Origin of the sequence: Neobacillus niacini, from assembly GCF_019749295.1 — a bacterium.
Taxonomy (GTDB): Bacteria; Bacillota; Bacilli; order Bacillales; family Cytobacillaceae; genus Neobacillus; species Neobacillus niacini_D.
In genome coordinates this window covers 1-26,835 of record NZ_JACWFG010000010.1, presented here as the reverse complement: position 1 = coordinate 26,835, position 26,835 = coordinate 1, and the positions used below count along the sequence as shown (strand labels likewise).

Here is a 26,835-nt window from a genome sequence, read left to right as displayed (position 1 = left end):
GAGGAACACATGCTATCGAATATCGGTATACCGGGGTTAATTATCATCCTAGTCATTGCTTTAATCATCTTTGGACCAAAAAAGCTTCCGGAAATTGGTTCAGCATTTGGCAAGACATTATCCGAATTCAGACGAACAGCCACTTCAATTATCGATGAGGAAGAGGAAAATCTCGAAACGAGTAAAAAACCGCAGCCAGAATGATTGGGTTTAAATTAAAAGGGTGATGATCGCTTCGACCAGTTTTAATATAATGAAAAACTTCTTAAGGAGACTAAATCGAATCATGATTTGGTCTCCTTTATCTTTAGTTTTTTCTATTTGTCTGCCTCTCAAGAAAAGAAAAATAAATTCGGACTAAAATACAAGATATTATCAAATTTATCGTTCTTATACGGAACTAGTTTTTGGTAAAATTAGCTATAAGAAACAAGCAGATGTTGATTAATACATATCGTAATAGTGATCAAAATTTAAAGGGGAGAATTGTTTTGCCAAGCGTAAGCAGTTACTTTTTTAAGAAAGGTATAAAAGCAGGTGCAAAAAAACTTAAATTGGAAGAAAAGGAGGTTGTTGAAAGCAGGCAGGTGATTGATTCGTTTGCTCGGAAATTCTCCAAGCTTCCGAAGGACTGTAAGGTTGAACAGATTGAAATTGATGGAATGTACGCTGAGTGGATTTCTAACAATCAGACTCTTGAAGGAAAGGTGATTCTATATTTACATGGAGGGGGGTATAGTTATTGCTCAGCCGATACCCATCGAACGTTGGCTGCGAATATCATGATTGAATCAGGTGTAAAAGTCCTCCTGCCGGAATATGGACTTGCTCCAGAGCATCCCTTTCCCGCAGCAATTGAAGATACCATCATGATCTACCAATGGCTTCTAAAGCAAGGTTATGAATCTTCAAATATCATCTTCGCAGGTGATTCAGCAGGCGGGGGATTATCGGTGGCAGCCACTCTTGTGCTTAGAGACCAATATGATCCGCTTCCAGCAGCTCTAGTATGCTTATCCCCCTGGGTTGACTTAACAAGCTCTGGTGAAAGCTATAGGGAAAACAGTGAAAAGGATCCGTATTTGAGGCCGCATCTTGTTCGAAAAACTGCTCAGCAGTATGCGGCTGGTGAATCTCTTGACCATCACCTAATTTCTCCCGTTTTTGCTGACCTAAGTGGGCTTCCGCCAATGTTTATCCAGGCTGGCGGTATAGAAATTTTATTAAGCGATGCGGAATTGCTAACGGATAGAGCACGTCAGTCAGGGGTGGAGGTACGCTTCAAAGTCTGGGAAGGCATGTGGCACGTATGGCAAATAAGTAACAAATTACCTGAAGCCAAAAAAGCTGTGAAAGAAATTGGTGAATTTGTAAGGTTGACTTTTAATCGTTAATTAAAAACAATCCAGGTGATAAAATAAATTCTAAAAAAATATTATAAAACGTTTTCATAATCTTCGATTTCTCCTATTGTAAGTTACTATTTTTCGATGTAAAATACAGGTAATGAGGGTGAATGAGTATTCATTCATTTGAGAGGAGCTGCAAATAAACTACTTAAACTCCATTAGTTTTACAAAACCAATAACTTAAACAGAGGTGGCAAAGCATGTCTGAAAATAATCCTTATGATTCTATTAAACAGGTAAGTGAAATGTGGGAAAAGGGCTTAAATGGTTTATTATTTCAATCGTTGGATAGCAACCCATTAATCCAAATGACGAAAATTGGTATTGAGGCGAATTCTAGATACATAGAGATGTTAAAAAGAAATCGCGAACTGATGGCTAACTATATGAATCTGCCAACAAAAAATGATATAGCAAATGCAGTCAAACAAACGATTCAAGCAGAAGAAAAAATTGATATTTTAGAGGAGCAAATCTGGAATTTACAAGAAGGTTTTACTTTAGCCACTGAAGCTCAAAACAAAATGATTGGAGAGTTAATTGATTTCACCAAGCATCTCCATTCGGAATGGCAGAAAGCAACACAAGAGCTTGCACAATTAACTGAAATGAAGAAAGAGCTTGAGGAAATGAAGGAGCTTCTGCAGAAGGAGAAAAAAGAACCAGTTATGGCAGCAAAATAGAGGTGAAGGGAGAATAAATAATGGCGGTTAAATCACTAGTTAATATCCCTGTTCTAAATCTTGAAAGTGAGAAAAAGCGGTGGGATAATGTTTATAAAGTTTTGAGTGAACCTAAGCCTGATATTGAATCTACACCTAGAAAAGCAGTTTGGAAGAAAAATAAATCTGTTTTGTGGTATCACCCTGCTTCTAAAAAAAAGTATAAAACACCACTGTTCTTGGTCTATTCTCTCTTAAATAAAGCGTATATTCTTGATATCTCCGAAGAAGGCAGTGTCATTGGCAACCTTACAAAACAGGGCTACGATGTCTATTTGCTAGATTGGGGTTCTCCAGGATTGGAAGACAAGGACCTCACATTAGATAACTATATTCTTGACTATCTAGAAGTTGCGGTAAAACGTGCTTTAAGGCATTCAGGTGCAGGAGAAATATCTTTGGTAGGATATTGTATTGGTGGAATGCTTTCAGCTATTCTGACATCACTAACAGATTTGCCAATCAAAAATCTTGTTCTGGCCGCGGTGCCAATTGACTACAGTGATGCCATTGTCCCTGGGAAATGGGTAAAAGCACTCCAAAATGGGACACTTAATTTTGATCGGTTCTCTGATGCATATGAAGTGATTCCATCAGAGTTTTTGTATGCAATCTTTATGGGGCTGCAAGGATTTAACATTGGACCAAGTATTAATCTTGTAACACGTGCTCATAATCAAAAATATGTAGATAAGTGGCGGAGAATGGACAAATGGATGAAAGACGCTGTGACTTTTTCGGGGGCAGCATTTAAGCAAATGATGAATGAATTATACAAAGAAAACAAGCTTGTCAAAGGTGAAATGAAGATTGGCGGACGGAAGGTAGATTTATCCACTATTGCCTGCAGTACATTGGTTATCACATCGACAAGGGATGAATTAGTGTTAGAATCACAAAGTCTTCCTATTATGGATCTTATAACAAGTGAAGACAAAACTTATGAACATGTGGAAGCGGGACATGTTTCCCTGTGCTTAACCGGTCAGTTTGCTTTTGCGATTGATCCATGGCTGTCCACCCGGTCTACTAAAATGGAATAAATATTAAATGCCTTAGTCTGGTTAAAGGGACTAAGGTTTTTACTATTTAATTATCAGATTCCTTAAAAAATTTAAATCATGAATGGAAGTTTTATGTATTTAGGTCTATAATACAATGAAACGGACTCGTCCTAGATGATTTGGAGTTAATAGAGTATGAGTTTAATAGTAAGATTGATAACTAAGCGTGTAAATGTATTAGGTAACTTTAGTACATAAAACATAAAAGTAAGAAAATAATATTATTAAAATAGGATAAATAGGGGGAAACTAACATGGAACGCAGCAAAATAATAGACTGTACTATTCGTGATGGAGGATTAGTCAACAATTGGGATTTCAGTGTCGAATTTGTTCAAGACTTGTATAATGGCCTTAGTGAAGCAGGTGTTGAATACATGGAGGTTGGCTACAAAAATTCGCCTAAGCTTCTTAATGCAACTGAGCCTAACCCATGGAGATTTCTAGATGATAACTTCCTAAAAGAAATTATCCCTGAAAAAAGGTTCACTAAGCTATCTGCTCTTGTAGATATTGGACGTGTAGATCCCAATGATATCCTTCCTCGTGAGCAAAGTGTATTAGATATGATTCGTGTGGCATGTTATGTGCGCGAAGTAGATAAAGGCTTAGAGCTTGTACAAATGTTTCATGATTTGGGCTATGAAACCTCACTGAACATTATGGCTTTATCCAGTGTACCTGAACGTCAGCTAATCGAAGCGTTTGAAATGGTAAAGGAAAGTCCTGTAGATGTTGTTTATATCGTCGATTCCTTTGGAAGCTTAGACCCTGGAGATATTGAGCATCAAGTGAAAAAGTTCCAAGCCATGCTGCCTAACAAACAGCTAGGAATCCATACGCATAATAACATGCAGTTAGCATTTGCCAATACCATAACGGCCATGCGAAATGGAGTTACTTTTCTAGATTCGTCTGTTTATGGGATGGGTCGTGCAGCTGGAAACTGCAACACAGAGCTTCTGGTCAGCTATATACAAAAAGCTAGATATGAGATTAAGCCGGTGCTCGGAATTATTGAAAAGCATATGCTGGAAATGCGTGAAAAATGGGAGTGGGGCTATATTATTCCTTATATGATTTCTGGTGTACTCAATGAACATCCACGTGTGGCCATGGCTTACCGTGATAGCGCGGACCGTGATAAATTTGTGGACTTTTACGACAAGGTAACTTCACCTGAAGTCACACTGGCTCCAGCGACGAAATAGTTCAGCCGCTAATAGCCATAATTTCAAACAAAAAAGAAACGCCAAATTTATCTCTTGTGATAGCTGGCGTTTCTTTTTTTATTTGGAAACGTTAAGAATATTAATAAATATTATTTACGCCGCCTACTCCAATTCCAAAGGCAAAAATACATATTCTCCGTCCTTGATAATCTCACATTTACGTATTGAAATAGGATGTTTGAAAATTGGTCCATCTATTACAGTGGTATGAAACTCTCCGCCTTCTCCGCAGGGATCGATCCCACGAGCTATAAGTTCCTTCACGTAGTCATGGGTCAAGGTTCGACCCAAATCGTCTTCACGCATTCCAAGTGAAAGATTAACTGTTACGATGATGGTTATAAATCCTAGATTGATAAATTCTTCGACAGCTTCAAGATGATTCATTTCCCATAAAGGCATGCCAAGCTTTAATCCAGCATTCTTCGTTACCTTTTCATGCCAACAACCATGTGCCGGCATATCTAAGTCCCCAGTTACTAACACTTCGGCTCCTCGTTTTTTAGCTTTCTCTAAGAGGGTTGTAAATTCTTTTTCATAATCGTTCCAGCTTGCTGCTGCCGTATATACAGGCAATCCTATTGATTTAGCTTGTGCATGTATAAGCTCCGGAGGCATTCCATGTGATCTAGAACGTTTTCCTTTTTCCTCCATCATAACAATTAGTCCAATACCTTCTCCAACCTTCATTGCTTTATAAAGAGCTAAGACACTATCTTTTCCACCGCTAAAAGAGGCTATAAATTTATGCCCGTGTGCACCATTTTTCCAATCCATTAATTCCATTCAAATAACTCTCCCTTTAATCCATGTTTATTACTTTAAATATACATGAATTTATTGAATAATAGGAAAACTATTAGTAGAATGAGTGATTGAGGTATTGTACCTACATATACGAACAAACTAGGAAATCTAAAGGGGGAGGAAAAATATGAAGCTAATCCGTAATCGACTGCTAGATTATGGGGTAGACCCTGTTCTTACTGATTATCTTGCCGTTTTTATTATGATTCTTTTTATAGGGATTCTCTGTATAGCTGCGAATTTTATTACGAAGAAGGTCGTGCTGAGGGTCCTTACTCATATTATTAATAATAACAAATTCAACTGGGATAATATGCTCTTGGAGAGAAAGGTTTTTCACAGGTTATCCCACATCGTTCCGGCCATTATTATTTATTACTTTTCATCTACCTTCCCTGACTATCAACATCTGATAGAAAAAGGGGCGATTACCTATATAATTGTTGTTGGATTAATGGTTATTTATAGCTTTTTAAATGCTTTTAATGATATTTATTTAACCTTTGAAATCTCCAAGATTAAACCCATAAAAGGATATATTCAGGTAGTTCAAATTATTGTATTCGTTCTTGGAGGAATCATCATTATCGCTAATTTGATGGGGGAGAGTCCTTTTATTCTTCTCAGTGGAATTGGTGCGCTGTCAGCTGTTCTTCTGCTCGTATTTAAAGATTCGCTCCTAGGTCTTGTAGCTGGTATCCAATTAGCGGCCAATGATATGGTGCGCGTGGGTGACTGGATTGAAATGCCTAAATATGAAGCAGATGGAGATATTATTGACATCTCTTTAAATACAGTAAAAGTACAGAATTTTGATAAAACGATTACGACGATTCCAAGTTATGCTCTTATATCGGACTCTTTTAAAAACTGGAGAGGGATGCAAGTTTCGGGTGGACGTCGGATTAAACGATCCTTATTTATCGATACGAACAGTATTACGTTTTGCACTGAAGAAATGATAGAGAAATTCAAAACAATCCAATTTCTTTCCGAATACATCACTACTAAGGAACATGAAATTGCTGAATACAATGCCAAGAATGAAATTAATCGGAATAATCCTGTGAATGGCCGTGCTCTAACCAATATCGGAGTTTTTAGAGCGTACATTAACCAATATCTTCGGCATCACCCTGGCATTAGTAAGGAAATGACATTACTCGTAAGACAATTGGCACCAACTGAAAATGGGTTACCACTAGAGATTTATGCATTTACAAATGATATTCGCTGGGATGTATATGAAACCATACAATCCGATATCTTTGACCACTTATTTGCGGCGCACCGGAATTTGGACTTCACTTATTCCAGAATCCATCTGGGAATGACTTTAAAAATATGATGGGGGATATTGAAGGGAATGTAAGGAGAAGAGAATCCTTATAAGAAATACCTAATAATAAGGGGGAGTGGAGGAAATGTTAGATGAGTATTTCATAAGAGAATCAAGTGAAAAAGACATAAAATCCATACAAAATATTTACAATCAAGGAATCGAGGATAAAATCGCCACATTAGAAACAGAAATAAAAGATTATGTCTATATGGAGGATTGGTTTAAAAAGCATAATGGACGCTACAAGGTAATTGTGGCTGAATATAAAGAACAAGTAGTTGGCTGGGCTTCTTTAAATCAATACAATAATCGAAGTGCCTATGATGGAGTTGCTGACCTTTCCGTTTACATATCAAGGGAATTCAGAGGAAATGGAATTGGTAAGATGCTTTTGGTTGAACTTGAAACCATAGCCAGAAAAAATGGATTTCATAAAATGCTGCTATTCACGTTCCCGTTTAATCAGCTTGGCCAGGGATTATATAAAAGAATGGGTTTTCGAGAAGTTGGAGTATTTAAAAATCAAGGAATTCTTGATGGTGAATTTGTCGATGTGATGGCAATGGAGAAACTATTATAGACTCTCATTTTCGATTGATAACAACGTTATCAATCTTTTTTTACATTAACTTTACGTTCGGGTACTTGAAATTTATTTATAAGTAAATTATTATATAAGCGAATAGTTATATGTATAGGGATAAGGGAAGTTAGTATCGTCAGGGGTACCTTGCATAAAAGAGACAACCCTGCAAAAGATAAATAAAATGTTTCATTTAATCTCTTTATAAGGATATTATTATTTACTTATATATTAAGGAGGGTAAATATGTCAAAAACGGGCAAAAAAGCAGTTGAATTAGAGCGTGCTGCCAATATTTTAAAGTTACTAGGGGATAAGACACGGTTAACAATGATAAAGATTCTTGATAACCACGATGCTTGCGTCTGTGAATTTGTAGAGATATTTAAAACTAGTCAGCCAGCTATCAGCCAGCATGTTCGTAAGTTAAAAGATGCTGGGTTGGTGAGGGAAACAAGAAGAGGGCAATGGATCATCTATTCTTTAAATAGAGACAGTGAATATTTTCCATTGATTGAAGATTTATTATTACATCTTCCAAGTCAGGATTTTAGGTTAAAAGAATTAGAAGAGCAGGGTTTACGAATTTCATGTGAATAATTGGGGGTTTCAACATTGGTTTCTACGGTTCTCGCATCATTGATTTTTTTAATTACGCTTATTCTGGTTATTTGGCAGCCTAGAAATTTATCCATTGGCTGGTCCGCCTGTGGGGGGGCAATTCTGGCATTAATTGTAGGAGTAGTTGACTTCCAAGATGTTCTAGAAGTAACCAAAATTGTATGGAATGCGACCTTTTCATTTATTGCTATCATCATTATTTCCTTGATATTAGATGAAATTGGGTTCTTTGAATGGTCAGCGCTCCACATGGCAAGAGCAGCTAAAGGGAACGGAATAAAAATGTTTGTTTATGTGAGCATTCTTGGTGCTCTGGTGGCAGCATTTTTCGCAAATGATGGGGCAGCACTTATCCTTACACCAATCGTCTTAGCCATGGTACGAAATTTAAAATTTGAAGAAAAAATGATATTCCCGTTCATTATTGCTAGTGGTTTTATAGCGGATACTACTTCATTACCACTTGTTGTAAGTAATCTTGTAAATATAGTATCTGCTGACTTTTTTGGAATCGGATTTGCAGAGTTCGCCTCAAGAATGTTTGTTCCAAATTTATTTTCATTAGTGGCGAGTATTTTAGTCTTATATATCTATTTTAGAAGGAACATACCTAAGAAATATGATTTAGGTCATTTAAAGAAACCTGTGGAAGCTATTAGAGATCAAAAGATGTTTCGTTTGTCATGGGTAGTTCTCGCCATTTTATTAGCAGGTTATTTTATAAGTGAATTTCTAAATATTCCAGTATCCATTATTGCTGGAATCGTGGCTATATTCTTCTTGTTTATGGGAAGAAGAAGTCATGCAGTGGAAACAAAAAAGGTCATTAAAGGAGCACCATGGGCGATTGTATTTTTCTCAATTGGAATGTATGTGGTGGTTTATGGCTTACGAAACGTAGGGTTAACCAACGTCTTAGCCGACCTTATCCAGGTAACAGCAGATCAAGGGTTATTTGCAGCAACAATTGGAATGGGTTTTATAGCCGCTATTCTATCTTCCATTATGAATAATATGCCAACTGTGATGATAGATGCTTTAGCCATTGCAGATACCAATACAACTGGTGTAATTAGAGAAGCACTTATCTACGCAAATGTGATTGGCTCTGATTTAGGTCCTAAAATAACCCCTATCGGTTCTCTAGCAACTTTATTATGGTTACATGTGCTATCCCAAAAAGGAGTTAGGATTACTTGGGGAACTTATTTTAAAACAGGTATCTTATTAACCATACCGACTTTGTTCATTACCTTAGTTGGTCTCTATATATGGTTGTTATTCATTTAAATAATATTTCAAACATAAAAAGGAGAATTCATCATGACAAAAAAAAGACTATATTTTTTATGTAAAGGTAACTCATGCCGCAGTCAAATGGCGGAAGGCTGGGCAAAGAAACATCTAGGTGATGAGTGGGAAGTTCGAAGTGCAGGTATTGAAGCTCATGGATTAAACCCGAATGCAGTAGAAGCGATGAAAGAAGCAGGAATGGATATTTCCACTCATACTTCTGATATTATCGACCCTGAGTATTTAAACAAAGCTGATTTAGTTGTGACTTTATGTGGAGACGCTGCTGATAAGTGTCCAATCACAGCACCAAGTGTTAAACGAGTTCATTGGGGGTTTGATGACCCAGCTAAAGCGCAAGGAACAGATGAAGAAAAATGGGCATTTTTCCAACGTGTCCGTGATGAAATCGGAGATCGTATTAAACGTTTTGCTGACACTGGTGAGTAAGAATGAAATAATAGCCAGGAGTTTTTGACTCTTGGCTAAATCTTTATTATTTATATAAGTAATTATTACATATGGTTAACGTAAAGAATTTAGGCTCTTTACTTAAATCAATTTTATTTGATAAAAGTAATTGACTAAAGAAAATATTGGATATATTATTAATACATCAAGATTATTTGATTAAGTAGGTGGAATTGATGAAGGAAGAAATTCAATTACAAGATATTTCCATGGATACATTCTTTGAAAAGTATGAGGTGAAATTTAAAGCAATCGCTGATAAAAAGAGACTGCAGATTATGAATATTTTGACTCAAAGAGGTGCTATGTGTGTATGCGATCTTGCACCAATGGTTGATATGGCTCAATCAAAGCTCTCATATCATTTAAAGATATTATTAGATGCTAATATCATAACAAAAGAAACACGAGGAACCTGGAGTTATTACGAATTGAATCAAGAGGAACTAAATCATTTATTATCGCATGAACTATGCTGTGTCTTCAAACCAACCTGTTGATAAATTTTTTTATTCATTAAATCAAATTTTTTTGATTTAATCATTAGTACAATTAGATTAATAGGAGGAATTATTTATGTTTAATGAGTATTCAGTATTTCAAATGATGAAATTACGGCAGGAAGAAACGGAAAGGACTTCGAAAGATGCATGGAAGTATTTTGTTAGTCCTGTGAAGGAGAGAAAGTCAGAAAAAATACCTCTTCAAAACGCAAATTCTGTTAGCCCCTGCTGCCAATGTTTATGTGCCTAGTGTTTAAATCTTTCGGAATTTCAAGTCTTTAAAATTAACTTCGTATTTAAAGGTCTTGTTGCTAAGAAACTTAAAAATGTATTTGGAGGGAACAATGATGAAAATGCATGTAGGAGTAAATGTTACTGATGTAGACAAATCAATTGAATTTTACAAAAAGGTTTTTAACGCGGAACCAGTAAAAGTAAAAACAGATTATGCAAAGTTTTTGCTTGATGACCCAGCTCTTAATTTTACATTGAATCTTAAAAAACAGGTATCAGGAAATCAAGTTGGCCACTTTGGCTTTCAGCTTGAAAATCAAGAAGAAGTTATCCAGCATAAAAACCGCTTAGAAAAATTAGGTTTTTTTGCACGTGAGGAAATGGACGTTACCTGCTGCTATGCCACTCAAGATAAATTCTGGGTAACAGATCCTGACGGAAATGAGTGGGAGTTCTTCTATACAAAGGGCGATGCAGAGACTATGAAAACTGAATCAACATGCAGTGCAGCTAAGCCAGCAAAAGTAGAAGTCAAAACCTCCTCCTCATGTTGTTCATAAAATCGGGAGAGCATTTGCTCTCCAATCCTAGAGCTTATTTTTAATCCAACTAACGACTACGTAAATAATAAGCAATATGACTCCTATTTCAATAGCATGGTCGGCCAAGTTTAGAACACCACCAGAGCGAATGATAAAATCTGTTACCTGACCAAACAAAAGCCGATCTATGCCATTTCCAATTCCTCCTCCAACAAGGAATCCAAAACTACTATCAATTAGTGCGCCGTTCATTTCTCCGGTTCTGCGAATATATAAAACACCTATCACAAACAATACAGCCCCTAGTCCGAAGAGCCGTGCATGGCCAGGAAATAATCCTCCTGCCATCCCGCTATTTTCAATATGTGTGAGTTCTATTCCCAACCAGGTAAATTCCTCATTGATGTCAAAATAGATTCGAATTAAATATTTAGAAAGCTGGTCCATTAAAATAACGAAGATTGTAATTACATAAAACAGCATAAATGGTCCTTCTTTCTTTTTGGAAATGATCTTAATGGTCAGTATAATTGAAAGCACTTTTCTATTCTACTATGAAGCCTTTATTTACAATCGGTCTTCTAGGAAGTAATATTATGTTATACGATATATCGTATAACATAATATCTGTGGAACGATAGAAGGGATGTAAGAAATGGCATATAACGGGGGACCGATGACTGAAGCAATGTACTATGTTCTGCTGGCATTAATGCATCCAAACCATGGTTACCAGCTTATGCAAGCAATTACAGAAGTTTCGAATGGCAGATTAATAATGGGACCGGGGACACTGTACGGGGTACTCTCCCGGATGCAAAAAGATGGACTGATTTCATTGGCTGAAGATGATGGAAGAAGGAAGACATACCAAATTACACTTGAAGGGGAACGAGCTTTACGCATGGAGTTTAGTCGATTAAAAGCCATGATACAAGACGGCAGCATTTTAGAGACAGGTGATGAGAATGAATAAAATAGTTTACAAACTTCGACCTAGTGATTATTGGAGAATCGGCGAACATGAAAACTGGTTTGCAGACATGGCCGCAAAGGGGTTCCATCTAAAAAAGATGGGAGTACAATTTGCCCGGTTTGTTAAGGATGAACCGAAAAAAATTAGGTACAGAATCGATGTATGTATTAAAAAGAAGATTACGGCAGAACAAATCCAGATGTATGCCGAAAGTGGATGGGATTATGTAACAAGCTATCAATTTTTTCACGTATTTTCATCACCCGAAGAGCGTAATGCGCCAGAGCTTCATACAGACCCTGCTGAACAATCGTATACATTAAAGGACCTGGACAAAAAGTTAGCAAGGAACGCAGGTATCGTTATGGTGTCAATACTCTTAATGTTCGGAATGTTGTTTAGTATTTGGTTCCTTGATGGAACACCTACCTTCGTTTTAGTTCAAGGTCTGGCTATTCAACAAACGATATTAACCATTTTCATCGGATTTACGGCTTATACTACACTACAAGCATCCATCTCCATTCGTGCTTTGCGAAAAGATCTTATTGAAGGAAAACAGATTAATCATCATGCACCTTGGAAGAAGCACCACATAAGAAATTCGATTCTTGCATTCTTTTGTACAGTTGTGGTGGGATTAACGGCAGTGCTTCCCTTCGTACAACTTGTAAAAGCTGATACAAAAACATTGCCGGAAGCAAGTCCTGCCTTACCGATTGTCAGATTAGCGGATATAGAGAAGAATCCTGCTTTGGTTCGAGGAGAATCTACCTATATGGGTGATAATGTTGATTGGGGAAACCGGTATACGTATGAATGGAGTCCGTTAGCACCAGTTCAATATGAAACAGATGAAAACGGGGTGGTACCCGGAAAAATGTGGGAGTATGGGAGTAGCGAATACACACCAAGTATCCATACAAGAGTGTATCAGCTTAGTATACCAGGTATGGCGGATAATCTAATTTCTGATTTAATTAAAAGATATAATTATGAATATAGTGTAGAAGATTTTGTAACAATAAAGCATCCAAAATTTGATCATTTAATTGTTCATGAGGAAGAGGAACTGAAAGAAGTATTGGCATCAGAAGGAAAAAACGTCATTCTTGTTCGTTATCATGGCTATGCAGATCTAGATTCAGTAATAGAAAATATAGAAGAGAAGATTAAGATAATTTCAAAATAAATAATAAATATTTCATAGATAAGTAGTGAAATAGAAATAATTCAAAATAACCATTTTAGACCTCTATTGTAAAAGTTTTCAAAAAGTTGTTGATTTTTCAAAGAAACCATACTATGATGTTAAAAAAGTAATCCAATAAACTTAATCGGAATTAAAGCTGTCAATTTAGTTTTCCGTGCAAGTCAAAACAATAAGTGAATCCTGTCCGACTGGTAAACCAGAGGCTCAGAGGACCAACGCTAAGTCGTTGGCCTTTGAGCCTTTTTTTATTAAATAGGATAAAGGATTGCTCATGATGGGGGTGTGAAAGCATTAATTGGTTTAATAATCATGAAATGGAGTGAAGTAAATGCCAGCAGCTAAAGAAAAAATTAGGTTTGAGCAGGTAACAAAAATTTTTCCGGTTCGAGATTCGGGACAAAAGGGGGCAACAAAAGATTTTACAGCAGTAAAGGAGATTGATTTTACCGTAAAAGAAGGAGAGTTTATCACTTTAGTAGGACCAAGCGGTTGTGGGAAATCAACGTTACTTGACCTACTAGGCGGGCTGACAACACCTTCAAGCGGACACATCTTAATAGATGGTAAAAGAATAACGGGTCCGGGTCTCGACCGTGGTATTGTTTTCCAGCAGTATGCTCTGTTTCCATGGAAGACGGCTCGCGGCAATATAGAATTTGGACTAGAAGCAAAGGGTATACCGAAAGATGAATGGAAGGAGCAAGGTAACTATTACCTATCTTTAGTGGGACTGAGTAATTTTGGAGACCGTTATCCGCATGAACTCTCAGGCGGAATGAAACAACGTGTAGCGATTGCTAGAAGTCTAGCATTTAATCCAGATGTATTACTAATGGATGAACCTTTTGCGGCACTAGATGCACAAACAAGGGAATCTCTGCAAAGTGAACTGCTGCGCATTTGGGAGAAAACCAAAAAGACGATTATCTTTATCACTCACGGGATCGATGAGGCGGTTTATTTGGGAGAGCGAGTAGTCGTTTTAACACCAGGTCCTGGCATGGTCAAGGAGATTATAGATATCCCGCTAAAATCAAGATTAGAAGATGCAGATATTCGTTCTCATCCTGAATTTGGGAAATTACGTCATCAAGTTTGGAATTCCTTGCATGAAGCCGAATACCAAGGAATGAACATTTAAACCAAAAGAGAGGGGTTCTTTCAAATCGAAACGATAAAAATGATTCCAACCGCCATTCAGTCACGTAAACCAAAACTTTTTGTGTTATCAAGACTGGGAAAGATTTTTAAGCAGTCCATTGTATTAGTTACCTTGTTTTTAATTTGGGAAATAGCACCTAGAATTGGCTTAGTTGACCAAGCATTCTTTCCAACTTTCTCTAGTGTATTAATTTCTTGGTGGAACTTAATCATAACAGGTGAGCTTTTCGCACATTTTATTGCGAGTATTACCCGATCCTTTACTGGCTTTGCACTAGCAGTAATCATTACCATCCCATTAGGACTAGTGATTGGCTGGTATCAGCTGGCGAGAGAATTATTAAACCCAGTGTTAGAGTTGTTTCGAAATACAGCAGCACTAGCCTTATTGCCAGTGTTTATGCTGCTGATGGGGATTGGTGAAACATCCAAAATCGCCATCGTACTTTTTGCCTGCACATGGCCAATCCTTTTGAATACCATTGCAGCAGTAGGAAGTGTGGATCCCTTACTAATAAAATCGGCACGTTCCATGAATATTTCATCATTTAAGCTTTTTCTCAAAGTGATATTACCTGCATCTGTGCCAATGATTTTTACTGGAATTCGTATGGCAGGTACGGCGGCAATTTTAGTTTTAATTGCAGCAGAAATGGTAGGGGCAAAAGAGGGTTTAGGCTATTTAATTACGTATTCACAATACAACTTTCAAATCCCCGAAATGTATGCCGGTATATTAACGATTGCTTTGCTGGGCTTACTAATCAATCAAGTGTTAATGTTACTTGAACGTAAATTTTCAAAATGGAAGCAGCAAGTAAATGGCTGAAGTTAGTAATATTAATAGAAAAGGAGAAACGAAATGAAAAAATTAGTCATACCTATTTTAATAGCGGTTGTTTTAAATATTATTTTATCTGGTTGCTCAAGCAATAAATCAGCTGCTAATGGAGAAGAAGATAAGGTTCTACAATACCAAGGTTCTCCGGGTGTTGTAAGTTTCCCCGAACTGGCAGAGGATTTAGGATATTTAGGGGACTTGAAGTTAGAGTATATTGGCGATAGCACAGGCGGGCCAGAAAGTATCCAATTAACAGCGACAAAGCAAATTGATTTTGGTGCAGCATTTAATGGGGCGATTATTAAGTCGTATGCTGAAAATGTAAAGCTAAAATCAGTTGTAGGGTATTATGGAAGTGATGAAAATACGTACATGGGCGGCTATGTGCTGAAGGGTAGTCCCATAAAATCTGCTAAAGATTTAATTGGTAAAAAAATTGGTGTAAATATTTTAGGGGCTCATGCTGAATTTGCAGTTAAAGACTATTTGCGGCAGGGCGGTTTAACGGAAAAAGAAATTGAACAAGTGACTCTCGTAACGATACCGATGTCAAATGGAGAACAGGCGCTGCGAAATAATCAGCTAGATGCGGTTGTACTTGGCGGTACTTCAAGTATTGCAAGAGATAGGGCTTTAGAACGAGGTGGAATAGTAGAATTATTTACGGATATTGAAGTGTTCGGCTCAGAGTTTACAGCAGGTGATTTGTTTTTTTCAGAACAATATATCAAGGAAAACCCGAAGACTGTAAAGCAAGTGGTTGAAGGAGTTGCAAAGGCAATAGATTGGGCACAAACCACACCTAGGGAGGAAGTGATTGCAAGATTTGAAGATATTATCGATAAACGGGGGCGCAAGGAAACAAAAGATAATTTAAAGTATTGGAAGAGTACAGGAATTGCTGAAAAAGGCGGTGTTATAACACCATCTGAATATGACGTCTGGATAAAGTGGCTTGTGAAAAATGGTGAACTAAAAGAAGGCCAAGTGAAGGCAGAGGATTTATATACAAATGAATATAATCCATTTGTTCAATAATTTATTATGACCAAATCCGACTAAACAAATAGGAAAAATAGGAGTGATTTGAATTATGAAAACGAAACAAATGAAATTAGGAGCATTTTTCCATTTACCGGGGCATCACGTAGCAAGCTGGCGTTATCCTACTTCCGGGGCAAACCGTGTTTTAGATTTGGATTTTTTAACGGAATTAGCCCAAACAGCTGAGCGTGCTAAATTTGATATGGTATTTTTTGCGGATGTATTTGGCCAGCAGCTATCTGAAGGCGGACATTCAGCCATGTTGAAGCTAGACCCTATTGTCATTATTTCCGCACTGGCTGCCGTTACGAAAAATATCGGTTTAACGGCTACATTGACAACAACCTATAATGAACCCTTCCATGTAGCACGTAAGTTTGCAGCGATAGATCATCTGTCAAAGGGCAGGGCTGCGTGGAATGTTGTGACATCAGCAAATGGTGGTGAATCACTTCTATTTGGAAAAGAAAAACATTTACCTCATGCTTCCCGATATGAACGTGCAGAGGAATTTGTGGATGTGGTTAAAAAGCTATTGTTTTCGATTGATGAGGAAGCGATTGTAATAGATAGAGAAAAAGGAAAATTATTAGATTTGGAGAAGGTACATTCTGTCAATCATGAGGGAAATTGGTTTAAGGTGAAAGGAACGCTGGATGCTCCATCGACCCCGCAAGGACATCCGGTAATCGTGCAAGCAGGTTCCTCGGAAGCCGGAAAGGAACTGGCAGCGAAAACGGCAGAAGTTATTTTTACCGCTTGGCAAACACTAGAAGAGGCACAGGCTTTTTACCGTGATGTTAAGGGACGTCTATCGAAATATGGGCGTAAGCCGGAGGATTTAAAAATTATGCCTGGTGTTTTCATAACAGTGGCAAAAACAGAGGAAGAGGCTCGTGATAAGCAGCGATTGTTAAATAGCTATATTTCACCTGAAGTAGGTTTAGCTTATCTATCAAATTTCACAAATATTGATTTGACCGGGTATGATGTGGATGGTCCTTTGCCAGAGTTTAGTGGAATTGAGGATAAAACCAATCCTCTCATTCGTTCTAACATCATTCGTGATATTGCTAAACGGGAAAACTTACAGACATTACGAGAAATTTATGAACGTATTGCGGGGGCTCGTGGTCACCGAGAAATCGTTGGAACTCCTACACAGATTGTAAATCAATTAGAAGAGTGGTTTTTAAACGAAGGAGCAGACGGCTTTAACATTATGCCGCCTACTTTCCCTGATGGTTTTAATGATATTGTTGAACTTGTGATTCCAGAATTACAGCGGCGGGGCTTATTCCGAACGGAGTATGAGAGCGATACACTGCGAGGTAACCTAGGGCTTTCAAAGCCTATAAACCCAGCCTTTCATACGTCACATCCAGTAAGGCTATAAAAGGAGAGAAAATAAATGAAAAAAGCCGTAATAATTAATGGAGGCAATACTAGGAACTCGCGATTAACAGCCATACAACAAAGGGTGGAAGGATTTTTTGACAATGCAGTAATCGCATTTGAAACTATTTACGTGCATGAACTCCCGCCAGAGGACTTAATTGCAGCAAACTTTAACAGTGAGAATATTAAACTAGTAAATCAACAAGTGGAAAATGCAGAAATAGTGGTCATTTTAACACCTATTTATAAAGCATCTTATACAGGTATTTTAAAAACCTATTTAGACTTACTGCCTCAAAAAGCATTGGAGGGAAAAATCATTGTACCTTTGGCAGTGGGGGGCTCTGCTTATCATCTATTAGCGATTGAATATGCATTAAAGCCGGTTCTATCCGTACTTGGTGCAACCGAAATTCTAAACACGGTTTATATTATCGATAAACAAATTGAACGCTCAGAAACAGATGGTTTCAAAATCGAGGAGGAAGCGGAAAAACGGTTAACTACAGAATTGCAACACCTACTCACGAGAAAATAAATTGAACTAGGATCTCGTTATGGGAAGTATGCTCAAAAAGGGCTGTCGCAATAGCGACAGTCCTTTTTTGCTATTGTGAGCGAGGCATGTAAAACGAAATTCGGCAGTAAATGTTAAAAAAGGCATTTTAGCTAGAATTATATACAGATGGAATAAGGTTTTTTATTGAGGAATAATCATAAAACAGATAGATAAGGTTTTCTACTAAGGGGGAGATTTTTTGAAAAATTATTTATCCATGATAGGAAATTACTTGCTGTATTTGGCAGTAATGATTGTGGTCATCCTCATCTACAATATTGTTGTTAACCCGATTTTAGGTTGGGGACAATTCGGAACGGGCGAGAACATTGCAGTCCAGATGTTTCTTGTGTTAGCAGCAACCATTGGACTTTCCGCATTTGTGTTTAAAATCAAATACAGAGTACTTAAACAAACACCTGAAAGTTTTTGGAGGATTTTTGGGTTCTCGAAGATTAGCTTGGGCAGTTTGATACACATGATTATCATCGGCTTGGCGTTTACTCTTCTGAATGCTGCTATAATGAAATTATTACTCTCTTACAACATAACTTCTCTTAATGATTTTACCGAAAGCTATTATAACTCTGTTTCGTTTACTACTTTAATTGTTTCCTCAGTAATAACCACGGCCCTTGAATTAATCGTCTTTATTGGCATCATGTTTAATGAAGCAAGAAAAAATGTACCGGTTTTTTGGCCAATTTTAGGGATCTCCATAATTATTGCAGTAATACAGGCGCCAGGCGGAATATGGATGCAGCTATTGGGAGTTGCTTTAGGACTTGTTTATGGATATATTTATGTCCGTACTTCCTCAATTTGGTCCGTTATTATTATCGGTGTTGCCTTTAACGTGAGTCTGTTCAGTATGAAAAAAGTTGGCTGGCTGGCTGCGTTAGAGAATATGTCCGAACTTGGGTTAATAATACTGGCAGTCGTTATGGCTCTCTTTCTCCTAGTTAATACTGTTTGGTATTGGAGAAAACCAAAGTAGGAAATCAGGTAAATAGTGTAGTGGTATTGAGGCGAATTTATATGATTTGATTCATCATAAAAATACGGTTGCCTGCTTTGAGTTAGGCAACCGTATCTATTGATTTTAGATAATGGAAAAATGTCTTTGGAATTGGTTTACAGCCGCGGTATTAATAGAATTTTCCTGGTTTACCACTTATCCTTCAATTTTATCCCACGATATATTAAAAGCCAGCTTCCAAAGTGTCCCCAGACATAGAATAGCAATCACTAAATATATGTAAATTCCAAAGGAGATTAAAGTGGCCGCATAATGAATGCCAGCAAATAATGCAACAAACAGCATCAATCCAATAAAGATCGCAACGTTGCTATTTTGATTGTAATCATCAAAAGATGCTGAAAAAGGAATGAATTTTTTCAGGACCATAAAACAAATCACAGCAAATGTACAGGCGTTTAAAAATACGACGAACAGGTCCGGAAGAATTCTTACACCAAATAGGGCAATAAATATAATACTAATAAACAGGTAAACTGGCAAATACAATTTGTAAATAAATGCCTTTATCGTACCACTAAACATCGGTTTTAGCTGTTTTATAGGTGCAACTCTGTATATCCACGCACCCTTATACTTACCGGAGAACTTCAAAAGCACCAATATGGTTGGGATGATGATTAAGCTGAAGTATACCGTTAAGAACGATTTGCTGGTGGATAGCTGATCCAAATTAGTATTAAATCCATTCATGATAAAGATTAGCGGAATCACGGCTGAAAATCCCAACGATGGATAGACCTTTAATTTAAAATCTCGTTCATTTTTCATCATGGAACCTGCAAAACGGAAGAAGGCTCTCTCCTCATCTGTTCGACAAATAATTCGCAGGAGAAATGGGCCAAACTTACCGCGTCTCTTTTCTTTTGCCTTTCCGTAGTATGAAAGTTTTTGAAGGTTTTGCTCGAAAACGGGATTGAGCTTTATATAAATCCATATGGATAAAAGAGGCATAAGAATCCCTAATAGTGTGAATAAAAGATGAAACAACTGCGCGTTACTATTCATAATTACTTCCATCATTGCGCCATACCACATCGGAAAGATAAATACTTGCCACCACTGGTGTTCAAGTGAAATGCTCAAGTCAATAAACTCAAACGAGCGAACCAGTAGTTGATACCCAACCATAATTCCAAGTGATAATAGTATTTGGACATAGTTAATGATATCTTTTAATTTTTCTCCATCAAAAAAGCGTAATACAAACAAATAAATAAGCGCGGTTAACACTACAATAAGCAGGTCAATTAGAATAATAGAAAGTACTGTAGTAAGGAAAAACAAGAATCCATGTTTGATAAGTGCAACAATCAAAGGAATACCGGCCAGTGCAATGGTAAGGAACGACAAATAAATAAGGACATGCACCATTTTCGCCATGCTAATGGTTCTTTTATCAACCGGCTTAGGAAACAATATGTTCCGATCACGGATGTCTAGTAAAACAGAAGAAAAATCAGAGATCATAGATGTCATGCTAAAAAAGGTAAAAATCCCATAAAAGAGACTCATTTGAAACAGATAATTATCACCCATAAGGACAAAGGGAATCATAAACAGACCGAATAACACGTAGATCCATAATGACTTAATATATTGATTATTTGTTTCCTGATCTTTCTTTTTCGCATTTTGTGAAAAAATGGTTGGCACACGTCGTCCGTCCATTGTTAACTTTACTTGTAAAATGTTTCTCATGATCTTGTAATCTATTCCAAAACGGCAGAATAGATTCTCGAACTTATCCAATAGTTTCAGAGTGCGATAGTCCTGCATTCTCACATCTCCTCTACAATCGAAACAAATCTTGTTCCAATTTCTCTATGTTCACTAAACCCTGTCAACTGGTTGAATATCTGTTCAAGTGAGCCTTTAGTATTTTGCTGTTTTAACTCTTCAAAGGTACCGTCTGCAGCGATTTTTCCATCATGCAGGAGAATAATGCGGCTGCTTATTTTTTCGACCACATCCATAAGGTGTGAAGAGTAGAAAATGGTTTTTCCCTGTGCTGCAAGTTGAGTCATAATTTCTTTGAAAATCATCACACTGTTTGCATCCAGACCATTGATGGGCTCATCAAAAAACAAAAGTTCTGGATTATGTAATAAGCTTGAGATAATTAACAGCTTTTGACGCATTCCTTTTGAATAAGATGCAATACGAGAGTGATAGACTTCTCCTACACCAAATAGTTCCATTAAACTTTTAGCCTTATAGTCTGCAAGATCAGATTCAAGACCATATAATTCGCCAACAAAGGTTAAATATTCTTGACCGGTTAAATTGTCGTATACTTCGGCAATCTCCGGTACATAACCAATTTTACGTTTATATTCTATATTACCATCTGAAATATCATGACCGAAGATTTTAATCTCACCAGAATAGTCATCTTCAATTCCAAGCATGATTTTAACAGTGGTGCTTTTTCCTGCTCCGTTTGGACCAATATAACCAATGACTTCACCTCTTCTCACTTGAAGAGACACACCATTTAAGACACCCTTTGGGCCGTAATTTTTTCTTAAATCCTTTATGGTAAGGATGACTTCTTTCATCTTTTAATCCTCATTTCTGGAATATTTTCCACAATAATCCTTTTTCTATAGTGTAACATATAAAAATTTAATTAATCTATTAACTATGTTTGAGTAATTTGCTGTTTTATTTAAAACTATTTATTATAATTGTTAAGTCCTTTTTGAAAACGTTTTATATAAGGGCAATCCCCTTTATTTAGTAGAAAAATATTATTAGGAGTGAATTAATGAAAGTTTTTTATTCATTGCTTTTACTATTGGGTTTATCTATTATTGCGGGCTGCCAAAGTGACCAAGAAAACATGATGGTGCTTTTAGATGAGAAGGTTAAGGAAATCAACATATCTAAATCAGGAGGTGTTGGTGATATGAATCAAGATATCTTCCTTTCCATTAACGATAGAAAATCTATTAAAGTATTTGAGAAAGCGATAAAAACGGCAGTCAAACAGAAGTCAGATGTGACTACTGCGAAACCAGATTATGATGTAATGGTCGAATATGAGGGGGGATTTCCTACACACGCGATCCATTTATGGTTAGGGAACGAAGACGAAAAGAGTACGCTAATGTATATGGTTGGGGAAGGTGAAACGTACTCAACATCTATTAAACTTACCAATCAAATGAGACACTTAATACATTCGGAACGATAGGACAATGTTAGAGGAATGACTATAATATGATGCTAGGAGAACCGTAATGAACGAATTACAAGTATTTAGTGAGCTGCATAAATATATAAATAGTTTAGGTCCGATGGAATTTACCCTTGCATCCAAGAGCTTAACATTAGGCTATAAACCCATCAGTTTTAATGGAAGAAAGACCAAGTTCGCTACCTTATATGGAGAAAAGCGCTACAATTGTTTAATACTACATGTTGATCCAGGCAATCTAGAGTCTAATAAAGGAAAAATGATTCAGAAAGAAGTTCAGGAACTTTTAAATTTTGATATCAAACAAATGAGAAGTTTTGCACTAAAGAAACATGAGGTATTTATCCCATTTGAAGTAATTAATTCAAAAGAAAGTATTGGAATTTTAAAAGATTTTATTCGACAGCAGTATAATATTTTCAATAAATAATGGGAGACAGTAAGATATTTTACATACGTTTTTATCATAAATAATCTTGATTAGGAAATTTTAGTAGTAGTGAGTTTCGAATAAAGTAAAGGGTAGTGGAGATATGGACGGAAGGAAAATAACCGTAATTGGCAGTATTAATATGGATTTAGTGACAAGTACTACTCAAATACCAAAAGTTGGAGAAACTGTGTTAGGTCAATCCTTTCATTCCATTCCAGGCGGAAAGGGGGCTAATCAAGCTGTGGCCGCTGCCCGTCTTGGTGGTGATGTAACCATGATTGGTGCTGTAGGGGATGATTCCTTTGGCAGAACACTTGTGGATCACTTAACACATCAAGGAATCAATACAAAAAATATAATAGAAGTTAATGATGTATCTTCTGGAATTGCTTCTATTATATTATCTGCAGCTGACAACAGTATTATTGTTGTTCCTGGTGCAAATAACTCTATCACTCCGGAGATTATCGAAAAACATGAAGACATAATCAGAGCCAGCAGTATTCTTTTATTGCAATTAGAGATACCCCTTGAAAGTGTAATTAGAGCCATAGAACTTGCGAAAAAGCATGGGGTTCTAACGATATTAAATCCGGCTCCAATTCAAAAGCTTCCCAAGAATTTACTAGAGATGGTGGATTTTGTTACACCGAATGAACATGAGCAGGAACTGCTGTTTGCTTCCGTAGAGGGGACAGAACAAGATTTAGCAGAGTTAAAGAAAAAGTGTATTGTAACAAAAGGTTCCAAAGGCGTTGTTATTTATAAGAATGGAAAAAAGGTGGAAATTCCAAGTGTCCAAGTGGAGGCTGTGGATACTACAGGTGCAGGTGATTCATTTAATGGCGCATTAGCTTATGCATTATGTGAAGGGCTTGGAATTGTAGAGTCCTGCCGGTTTGCTAATGTGGTTGGGGCCATTTCCGTTACAAAGCTAGGGGCGCAAACTGGAATGCCAACCAAAAAGGAAGTCGAAGAGTTTTTGCAATTACATAAAAGATCTTAAATGGAGTGAGTCTTGATGAAGCCAGTTATATTGGATGTGGATACGGGGATTGATGATGCTTTGGCGATTGCCTATGCTCTAAATTCTCCAGAGTTAGAGGTCATTGGTCTAACAACATGCTTTGGTAATGGCCCTATTGATTATACGACCCGCAATACATTACTGATTTTGGAACAGCTAGAAAGAAGTGTTCCTGTATATATAGGAGCGGATAAACCACTAAGCCGGCCGGCTAAAAAATTCCCTACACATGTTCATGGCGAAGATAGTCTGGGTAACAAAGCAGAAAAAGATCCTGTTATGGAAGCAGAATCTGTAGGTGCTGTAGATTATATCATTAGTGAAGTGAAAAAGCGTCCACACGAGATTACGATTATTGCAGTCGGGCCACTTACCAATCTAGCGCTCGCAGTTCAAAAAGAACCCGAAATAGCCTCGTTGGTAAAAGAGGTAGTCATCATGGGTGGCGCCGTTTTTGTAAGAGGGAATGTCACTCCATATAGTGAAGCAAATGTAATAACTGATCCTGAAGCGGCGGATTGTGTGTTCTCATCAGGATTACCCGTAACGATTGTAGGTCTTGATGTCACGATGCAAACACTATTGCCCAATTCAAAATTAGCTGATTGGCGAGCCTTGGGTACGGATGTGGGCCATTTTTTTGCAGATATGACCAGTTTTTATATGCAGGCATATGAAACGTTTCACCCGGGTATTGGCGGCTGTGCCCTGCATGACCCTCTTGCAGTAGGAGTTGTGATAGACCCTGGTTTCGTTAAAAGAGAAAAATGGAATGTGAAAGTGATCTTAGAGGGAGAAGAGACAGGGAGAACGGTAGCATACGCTGAAGGAGAGACGAAAATTCAAGTCTGTACTCAAGTAGAAGCAGAGACCTTTTTAAACCATTTTCTTAACCGGCTTTTTTAGTAGGTTGGGATCTGGAGTATATTCATTTTAAGACACCCTATTTTATGTGTTTTTTTGTTTGAAAAGAGTAAAAAATTACAGAATTACCCTTTCTACTGTTAAAATGAGAGAATAAACGATTTAACAGTATGCAGAAAGGAGTTATATATGAACTTAATTGATGAGTACTTCGAAACAGCGATGGAAGCCTGGAGTATGATGCAGAAGACTTCAGGTGATGATGGGGCAGAATGGGCAGAGAGATTTGAACGCTACTTTTATGAATTTATTGATGAATTGAAGAAATGGTGGACAACTCTTGATCCAAAGCCAGCAAATCTAGAAGAAGCGGAGGAGTTACCCGAGATAAAAAAGTGGATGAAGCAAATTCCTGATCCTGTACAACTAAACTTTCTTACAGAATTAGAGGATATTTTGGATGGAATAGATACAGAACGCTTTGATTGAAAGATGGAGTTTGTAGGAAATGTTGTGGACTTACGGTAAAACAGATTGAAGTTAGAGGAATGTTGAAATAAAGGAGAAACATTTAATATAAAGGGGATTTAATATGGTTGGTTTGCTAAATCTTTGCAGCCTCGTACTTGGACTAGTAGCTTGGATTCTTCCAGTTGTTAATCTAATGCGGTATAAAAAGCATGACCAAAGAATGAAATGGGCTGTTCTTTCCATCTTAAGCATTAGTGCTTGTACACTTTCATTATGTTTCCAGATCTTCTATACTAAGCATTTGGTAGAGAGAGAGGATTGGTCCGCTCTAATGGACACAGCAGGCACTATGGCGTTTGTTGCAGCAGTTCTTATCATCGTTACCATTATATTAAATGCAATTACTTTAATTGTTTATCGTATCAGAACAGGAAATAAGGATGTCCCTGGGTGATATGGGATAATCATATTTTTCTAACAAGGTCAGCCTAGGCAGAGAATTTACTTCATTTAAACCGAAAGGCAAGAACCAAAAATGACAGGTATGGATTCACACCTGTCATTTTTTATGAATAAAAGTCAAAAAAAACTCTAAATCGCATATGAGTGAAGAAGATAACGTTCTATGAATTCGGCTAAACCATCATTTTCGTGATGTCCTGTAACAAAATTAGCTGCCGCTTTTACCTTCTCACTAGCATTCCCCATTGCTACACCAATGCCGACATGACGAAGCATTTCTATATCATTGGGTCCATCTCCAATGGCTGCGACATCATTTGGACTAATTCTATATTCGTTAAGTAAGCTCTTTATGGCAGCCCATTTGGAAACATTAGGAGCAAGCAGCTCAAAACCGTCATTCCAATCAATGACTTCTGCTTCCTTTTTAAACAAAGCAGAAACATTCGGACTTGGTGCACCTGTTCGAACACTATATTTAAGAACATCTTGATAATTTGCCTGTCTTAAATCACCCACATATCGTGGTGGTACTTCCCCAATTTTTGTCCAATAATCGATTTCTTCATTTATTTCCTTACAATAAAGTCCATTTGCTGTATGGATAATAACATTACAATGACTTTCAGCGGTTAGTTGGTGAAGGCGTTTTTCGTTCAATCTAACTGTTTTCATTTGCATACCTCTTCCTGTCTCTGCATCGTGAATGGCAGCGCCATTCAGACAAATCATCGGAGTATGCAATCCAATTTCTTTATGGTAGGGAGCGGTTACTTCATAGTGTCGGCCAGTGGCTAGAAAAACCTTAACTCCCTGATTAATGAGTCTATTAATAGCTTCCATATTTCGCTGGGAAATGAAATTTGAGGATTTTAGTAACGTACCATCCATATCAATGAAAATTGCACGAATATTCATTTAACCTGCCTCCTCATTCGTTGTAAACCAATCATATCACCTAAATATTAAGGTCTAGTAAACTCAGTGTATAGATTAAGTGAAGTTTATGGGTAAGCAGATCTGCAAGAATAATGGTATCTCTTTTCTTGTTTAATTAAAAGTTCGGGATAGTTCTATATGAATTGGTATATTTTTATACTAAATTACACAAAATAACGGCCGTAAAATACTTTTTAAATATAAGGCTCTGTTAAAACTAAATGTTGATTTCGCTGTGTTTGGAAAATAACCGGAGAATTTCCGTTTAAATTGGGAAATCCCATATTTCCTTAAAAATAGGCGGAGTTTCTCCGCTTATTGTATCTAAATCCTTGTAATTAGTTTTATCTAAAGCAGTTAAGCGGAATATCTCCGCTGATATG

Annotated in this window: 31 protein-coding genes and 1 pseudogene; 27 read left to right on the top strand and 5 right to left on the bottom strand. The window is 37.1% G+C overall.

Annotated elements, in window-relative coordinates; translation table 11 throughout:
• The first annotated feature begins 9 nt into the window (after window positions 1-9).
• From tatA to H0184_RS13690, 5 genes are all read left to right on the top strand, one after another.
• The gene (gene tatA / locus H0184_RS13710; RefSeq protein ID WP_221826150.1) at window positions 10-204 is read left to right on the top strand and encodes a twin-arginine translocase TatA/TatE family subunit; all 195 of its coding nucleotides are present in this window, start codon (window positions 10-12) and stop codon (window positions 202-204) included.
• A gap of 287 nt (window positions 205-491) precedes the next feature.
• Window positions 492-1,394 (top strand): alpha/beta hydrolase, encoded by a 903-nt coding sequence (locus H0184_RS13705; protein WP_221826149.1) that lies wholly within the window; start codon window positions 492-494, stop codon window positions 1,392-1,394.
• 215 nt (window positions 1,395-1,609) lie between these two features.
• A complete protein-coding gene (locus H0184_RS13700; protein ID WP_221826147.1) occupies window positions 1,610-2,092 on the top strand; it encodes a hypothetical protein in 483 nt (160 codons plus the stop codon).
• Window positions 2,093-2,112: 20 nt separating this feature from the next.
• Window positions 2,113-3,174, top strand: coding sequence for an alpha/beta fold hydrolase (locus H0184_RS13695; protein ID WP_221826145.1), 1,062 nt, complete (start codon window positions 2,113-2,115; stop codon window positions 3,172-3,174).
• A gap of 275 nt (window positions 3,175-3,449) precedes the next feature.
• Complete coding sequence (locus H0184_RS13690) at window positions 3,450-4,406, top strand: aldolase catalytic domain-containing protein (RefSeq protein WP_221826143.1); 957 nt, start codon at window positions 3,450-3,452, stop codon at window positions 4,404-4,406.
• A gap of 123 nt (window positions 4,407-4,529) precedes the next feature.
• Here the strand turns inward: H0184_RS13690 and H0184_RS13685 are convergent, their stop codons facing one another.
• Window positions 4,530-5,213, bottom strand: coding sequence for a Dph6-related ATP pyrophosphatase (locus tag H0184_RS13685; RefSeq protein WP_221826142.1), 684 nt, complete (start codon window positions 5,211-5,213; stop codon window positions 4,530-4,532).
• Window positions 5,214-5,361: 148 nt separating this feature from the next.
• On the opposite strand from H0184_RS13685, the pseudogene H0184_RS13680 reads away from it, so the two are divergent.
• From H0184_RS13680 to H0184_RS13645, 8 genes and pseudogenes are all read left to right on the top strand, one after another.
• Window positions 5,362-6,626, top strand: a pseudogene (locus tag H0184_RS13680) (mechanosensitive ion channel family protein).
• A 32-nt stretch (window positions 6,627-6,658) separates the two neighbouring features.
• A complete protein-coding gene (locus H0184_RS13675; protein ID WP_221826140.1) occupies window positions 6,659-7,156 on the top strand; it encodes an arsinothricin resistance N-acetyltransferase ArsN1 family A in 498 nt (165 codons plus the stop codon).
• Between the two features lie 249 nt (window positions 7,157-7,405).
• The gene (locus H0184_RS13670; RefSeq protein WP_221826138.1) at window positions 7,406-7,759 is read left to right on the top strand and encodes an ArsR/SmtB family transcription factor; all 354 of its coding nucleotides are present in this window, start codon (window positions 7,406-7,408) and stop codon (window positions 7,757-7,759) included.
• 15 nt (window positions 7,760-7,774) lie between these two features.
• Window positions 7,775-9,070 carry an arsenic transporter gene (locus H0184_RS13665; protein WP_221826136.1) on the top strand — a complete coding sequence of 432 codons (1,296 nt, stop codon included), beginning with the start codon at window positions 7,775-7,777 and terminating at the stop codon, window positions 9,068-9,070.
• Between the two features lie 33 nt (window positions 9,071-9,103).
• Window positions 9,104-9,523: an arsenate reductase (thioredoxin) gene (gene arsC / locus H0184_RS13660; protein ID WP_221826135.1), complete on the top strand. Its 420-nt coding sequence runs from the start codon at window positions 9,104-9,106 to the stop codon at window positions 9,521-9,523.
• Window positions 9,524-9,720: 197 nt separating this feature from the next.
• Window positions 9,721-10,044: an ArsR/SmtB family transcription factor gene (locus H0184_RS13655; protein ID WP_313771764.1), complete on the top strand. Its 324-nt coding sequence runs from the start codon at window positions 9,721-9,723 to the stop codon at window positions 10,042-10,044.
• A gap of 76 nt (window positions 10,045-10,120) precedes the next feature.
• Entirely contained in the window at window positions 10,121-10,297 is a 177-nt protein-coding gene (locus H0184_RS13650; protein ID WP_221826133.1) for a hypothetical protein, read from the top strand.
• 94 nt (window positions 10,298-10,391) lie between these two features.
• Window positions 10,392-10,841: an ArsI/CadI family heavy metal resistance metalloenzyme gene (locus tag H0184_RS13645; RefSeq protein WP_221826130.1), complete on the top strand. Its 450-nt coding sequence runs from the start codon at window positions 10,392-10,394 to the stop codon at window positions 10,839-10,841.
• A gap of 27 nt (window positions 10,842-10,868) precedes the next feature.
• Here H0184_RS13645 and lspA read toward each other — a convergent pair whose 3' ends face one another.
• Entirely contained in the window at window positions 10,869-11,363 is a 495-nt protein-coding gene (gene lspA / locus H0184_RS13640; protein WP_313771763.1) for a signal peptidase II, read from the bottom strand.
• A gap of 115 nt (window positions 11,364-11,478) precedes the next feature.
• On the opposite strand from lspA, the gene H0184_RS13635 reads away from it, so the two are divergent.
• The 8 genes from H0184_RS13635 (at window position 11,479) to H0184_RS13600 (ending at window position 19,012) form a co-directional block, all read left to right on the top strand.
• Window positions 11,479-11,799, top strand: coding sequence for a PadR family transcriptional regulator (locus H0184_RS13635; RefSeq protein ID WP_221826126.1), 321 nt, complete (start codon window positions 11,479-11,481; stop codon window positions 11,797-11,799).
• The gene (locus H0184_RS13630) at window positions 11,792-12,991 is read left to right on the top strand and encodes a DUF2812 domain-containing protein (RefSeq protein ID WP_221826124.1); all 1,200 of its coding nucleotides are present in this window, start codon (window positions 11,792-11,794) and stop codon (window positions 12,989-12,991) included. The genes H0184_RS13635 and H0184_RS13630 overlap by 8 nt, the downstream gene beginning before the upstream one ends.
• Window positions 12,992-13,340: 349 nt before the next feature.
• Window positions 13,341-14,153, top strand: a complete 813-nt coding sequence (locus H0184_RS13625; protein WP_221826122.1) for an ABC transporter ATP-binding protein — start codon at window positions 13,341-13,343, stop codon at window positions 14,151-14,153.
• Window positions 14,154-14,192: 39 nt separating this feature from the next.
• Window positions 14,193-15,002 (top strand): ABC transporter permease, encoded by an 810-nt coding sequence (locus H0184_RS13620; RefSeq protein ID WP_221826120.1) that lies wholly within the window; start codon window positions 14,193-14,195, stop codon window positions 15,000-15,002.
• A 33-nt stretch (window positions 15,003-15,035) separates the two neighbouring features.
• Window positions 15,036-16,052, top strand: a complete 1,017-nt coding sequence (locus tag H0184_RS13615) for an ABC transporter substrate-binding protein (RefSeq protein WP_221826118.1) — start codon at window positions 15,036-15,038, stop codon at window positions 16,050-16,052.
• Between the two features lie 55 nt (window positions 16,053-16,107).
• The gene (locus H0184_RS13610) at window positions 16,108-17,454 is read left to right on the top strand and encodes an LLM class flavin-dependent oxidoreductase (protein ID WP_221826113.1); all 1,347 of its coding nucleotides are present in this window, start codon (window positions 16,108-16,110) and stop codon (window positions 17,452-17,454) included.
• A gap of 15 nt (window positions 17,455-17,469) precedes the next feature.
• Window positions 17,470-17,994: an NADPH-dependent FMN reductase gene (gene ssuE, locus H0184_RS13605; protein ID WP_221826111.1), complete on the top strand. Its 525-nt coding sequence runs from the start codon at window positions 17,470-17,472 to the stop codon at window positions 17,992-17,994.
• Window positions 17,995-18,214: 220 nt separating this feature from the next.
• A complete protein-coding gene (locus H0184_RS13600) occupies window positions 18,215-19,012 on the top strand; it encodes a CPBP family intramembrane glutamic endopeptidase (RefSeq protein ID WP_221826109.1) in 798 nt (265 codons plus the stop codon).
• 177 nt (window positions 19,013-19,189) lie between these two features.
• On the opposite strand, the gene H0184_RS13595 is transcribed toward H0184_RS13600, so the two are convergent.
• Both H0184_RS13595 and H0184_RS13590 read right to left on the bottom strand, forming a co-directional pair.
• The gene (locus H0184_RS13595) at window positions 19,190-20,833 is read right to left on the bottom strand and encodes a hypothetical protein (RefSeq protein WP_221826107.1); all 1,644 of its coding nucleotides are present in this window, start codon (window positions 20,831-20,833) and stop codon (window positions 19,190-19,192) included.
• A 2-nt stretch (window positions 20,834-20,835) separates the two neighbouring features.
• Window positions 20,836-21,615, bottom strand: a complete 780-nt coding sequence (locus H0184_RS13590; protein WP_221826105.1) for an ABC transporter ATP-binding protein — start codon at window positions 21,613-21,615, stop codon at window positions 20,836-20,838.
• A gap of 209 nt (window positions 21,616-21,824) precedes the next feature.
• Here H0184_RS13590 and H0184_RS13585 point away from each other — a divergent pair, with 209 nt between their 5' ends.
• From H0184_RS13585 to H0184_RS13560, 6 genes are all read left to right on the top strand, one after another.
• A complete protein-coding gene (locus tag H0184_RS13585; RefSeq protein WP_221826103.1) occupies window positions 21,825-22,253 on the top strand; it encodes a hypothetical protein in 429 nt (142 codons plus the stop codon).
• 46 nt (window positions 22,254-22,299) lie between these two features.
• Window positions 22,300-22,686 (top strand): hypothetical protein, encoded by a 387-nt coding sequence (locus H0184_RS13580; protein WP_221826101.1) that lies wholly within the window; start codon window positions 22,300-22,302, stop codon window positions 22,684-22,686.
• A gap of 103 nt (window positions 22,687-22,789) precedes the next feature.
• The gene (gene rbsK / locus H0184_RS13575) at window positions 22,790-23,695 is read left to right on the top strand and encodes a ribokinase (protein WP_221826098.1); all 906 of its coding nucleotides are present in this window, start codon (window positions 22,790-22,792) and stop codon (window positions 23,693-23,695) included.
• 15 nt (window positions 23,696-23,710) lie between these two features.
• Window positions 23,711-24,622, top strand: coding sequence for a nucleoside hydrolase (locus H0184_RS13570; protein WP_221826097.1), 912 nt, complete (start codon window positions 23,711-23,713; stop codon window positions 24,620-24,622).
• 147 nt (window positions 24,623-24,769) lie between these two features.
• The gene (locus H0184_RS13565; RefSeq protein ID WP_221826096.1) at window positions 24,770-25,069 is read left to right on the top strand and encodes a hypothetical protein; all 300 of its coding nucleotides are present in this window, start codon (window positions 24,770-24,772) and stop codon (window positions 25,067-25,069) included.
• Window positions 25,070-25,172: 103 nt separating this feature from the next.
• A complete protein-coding gene (locus tag H0184_RS13560) occupies window positions 25,173-25,505 on the top strand; it encodes a hypothetical protein (RefSeq protein ID WP_221826094.1) in 333 nt (110 codons plus the stop codon).
• 137 nt (window positions 25,506-25,642) lie between these two features.
• Here the strand turns inward: H0184_RS13560 and H0184_RS13555 are convergent, their stop codons facing one another.
• A complete protein-coding gene (locus tag H0184_RS13555; RefSeq protein ID WP_221826092.1) occupies window positions 25,643-26,431 on the bottom strand; it encodes an HAD family hydrolase in 789 nt (262 codons plus the stop codon).
• Window positions 26,432-26,835 lie beyond the last annotated feature (404 nt).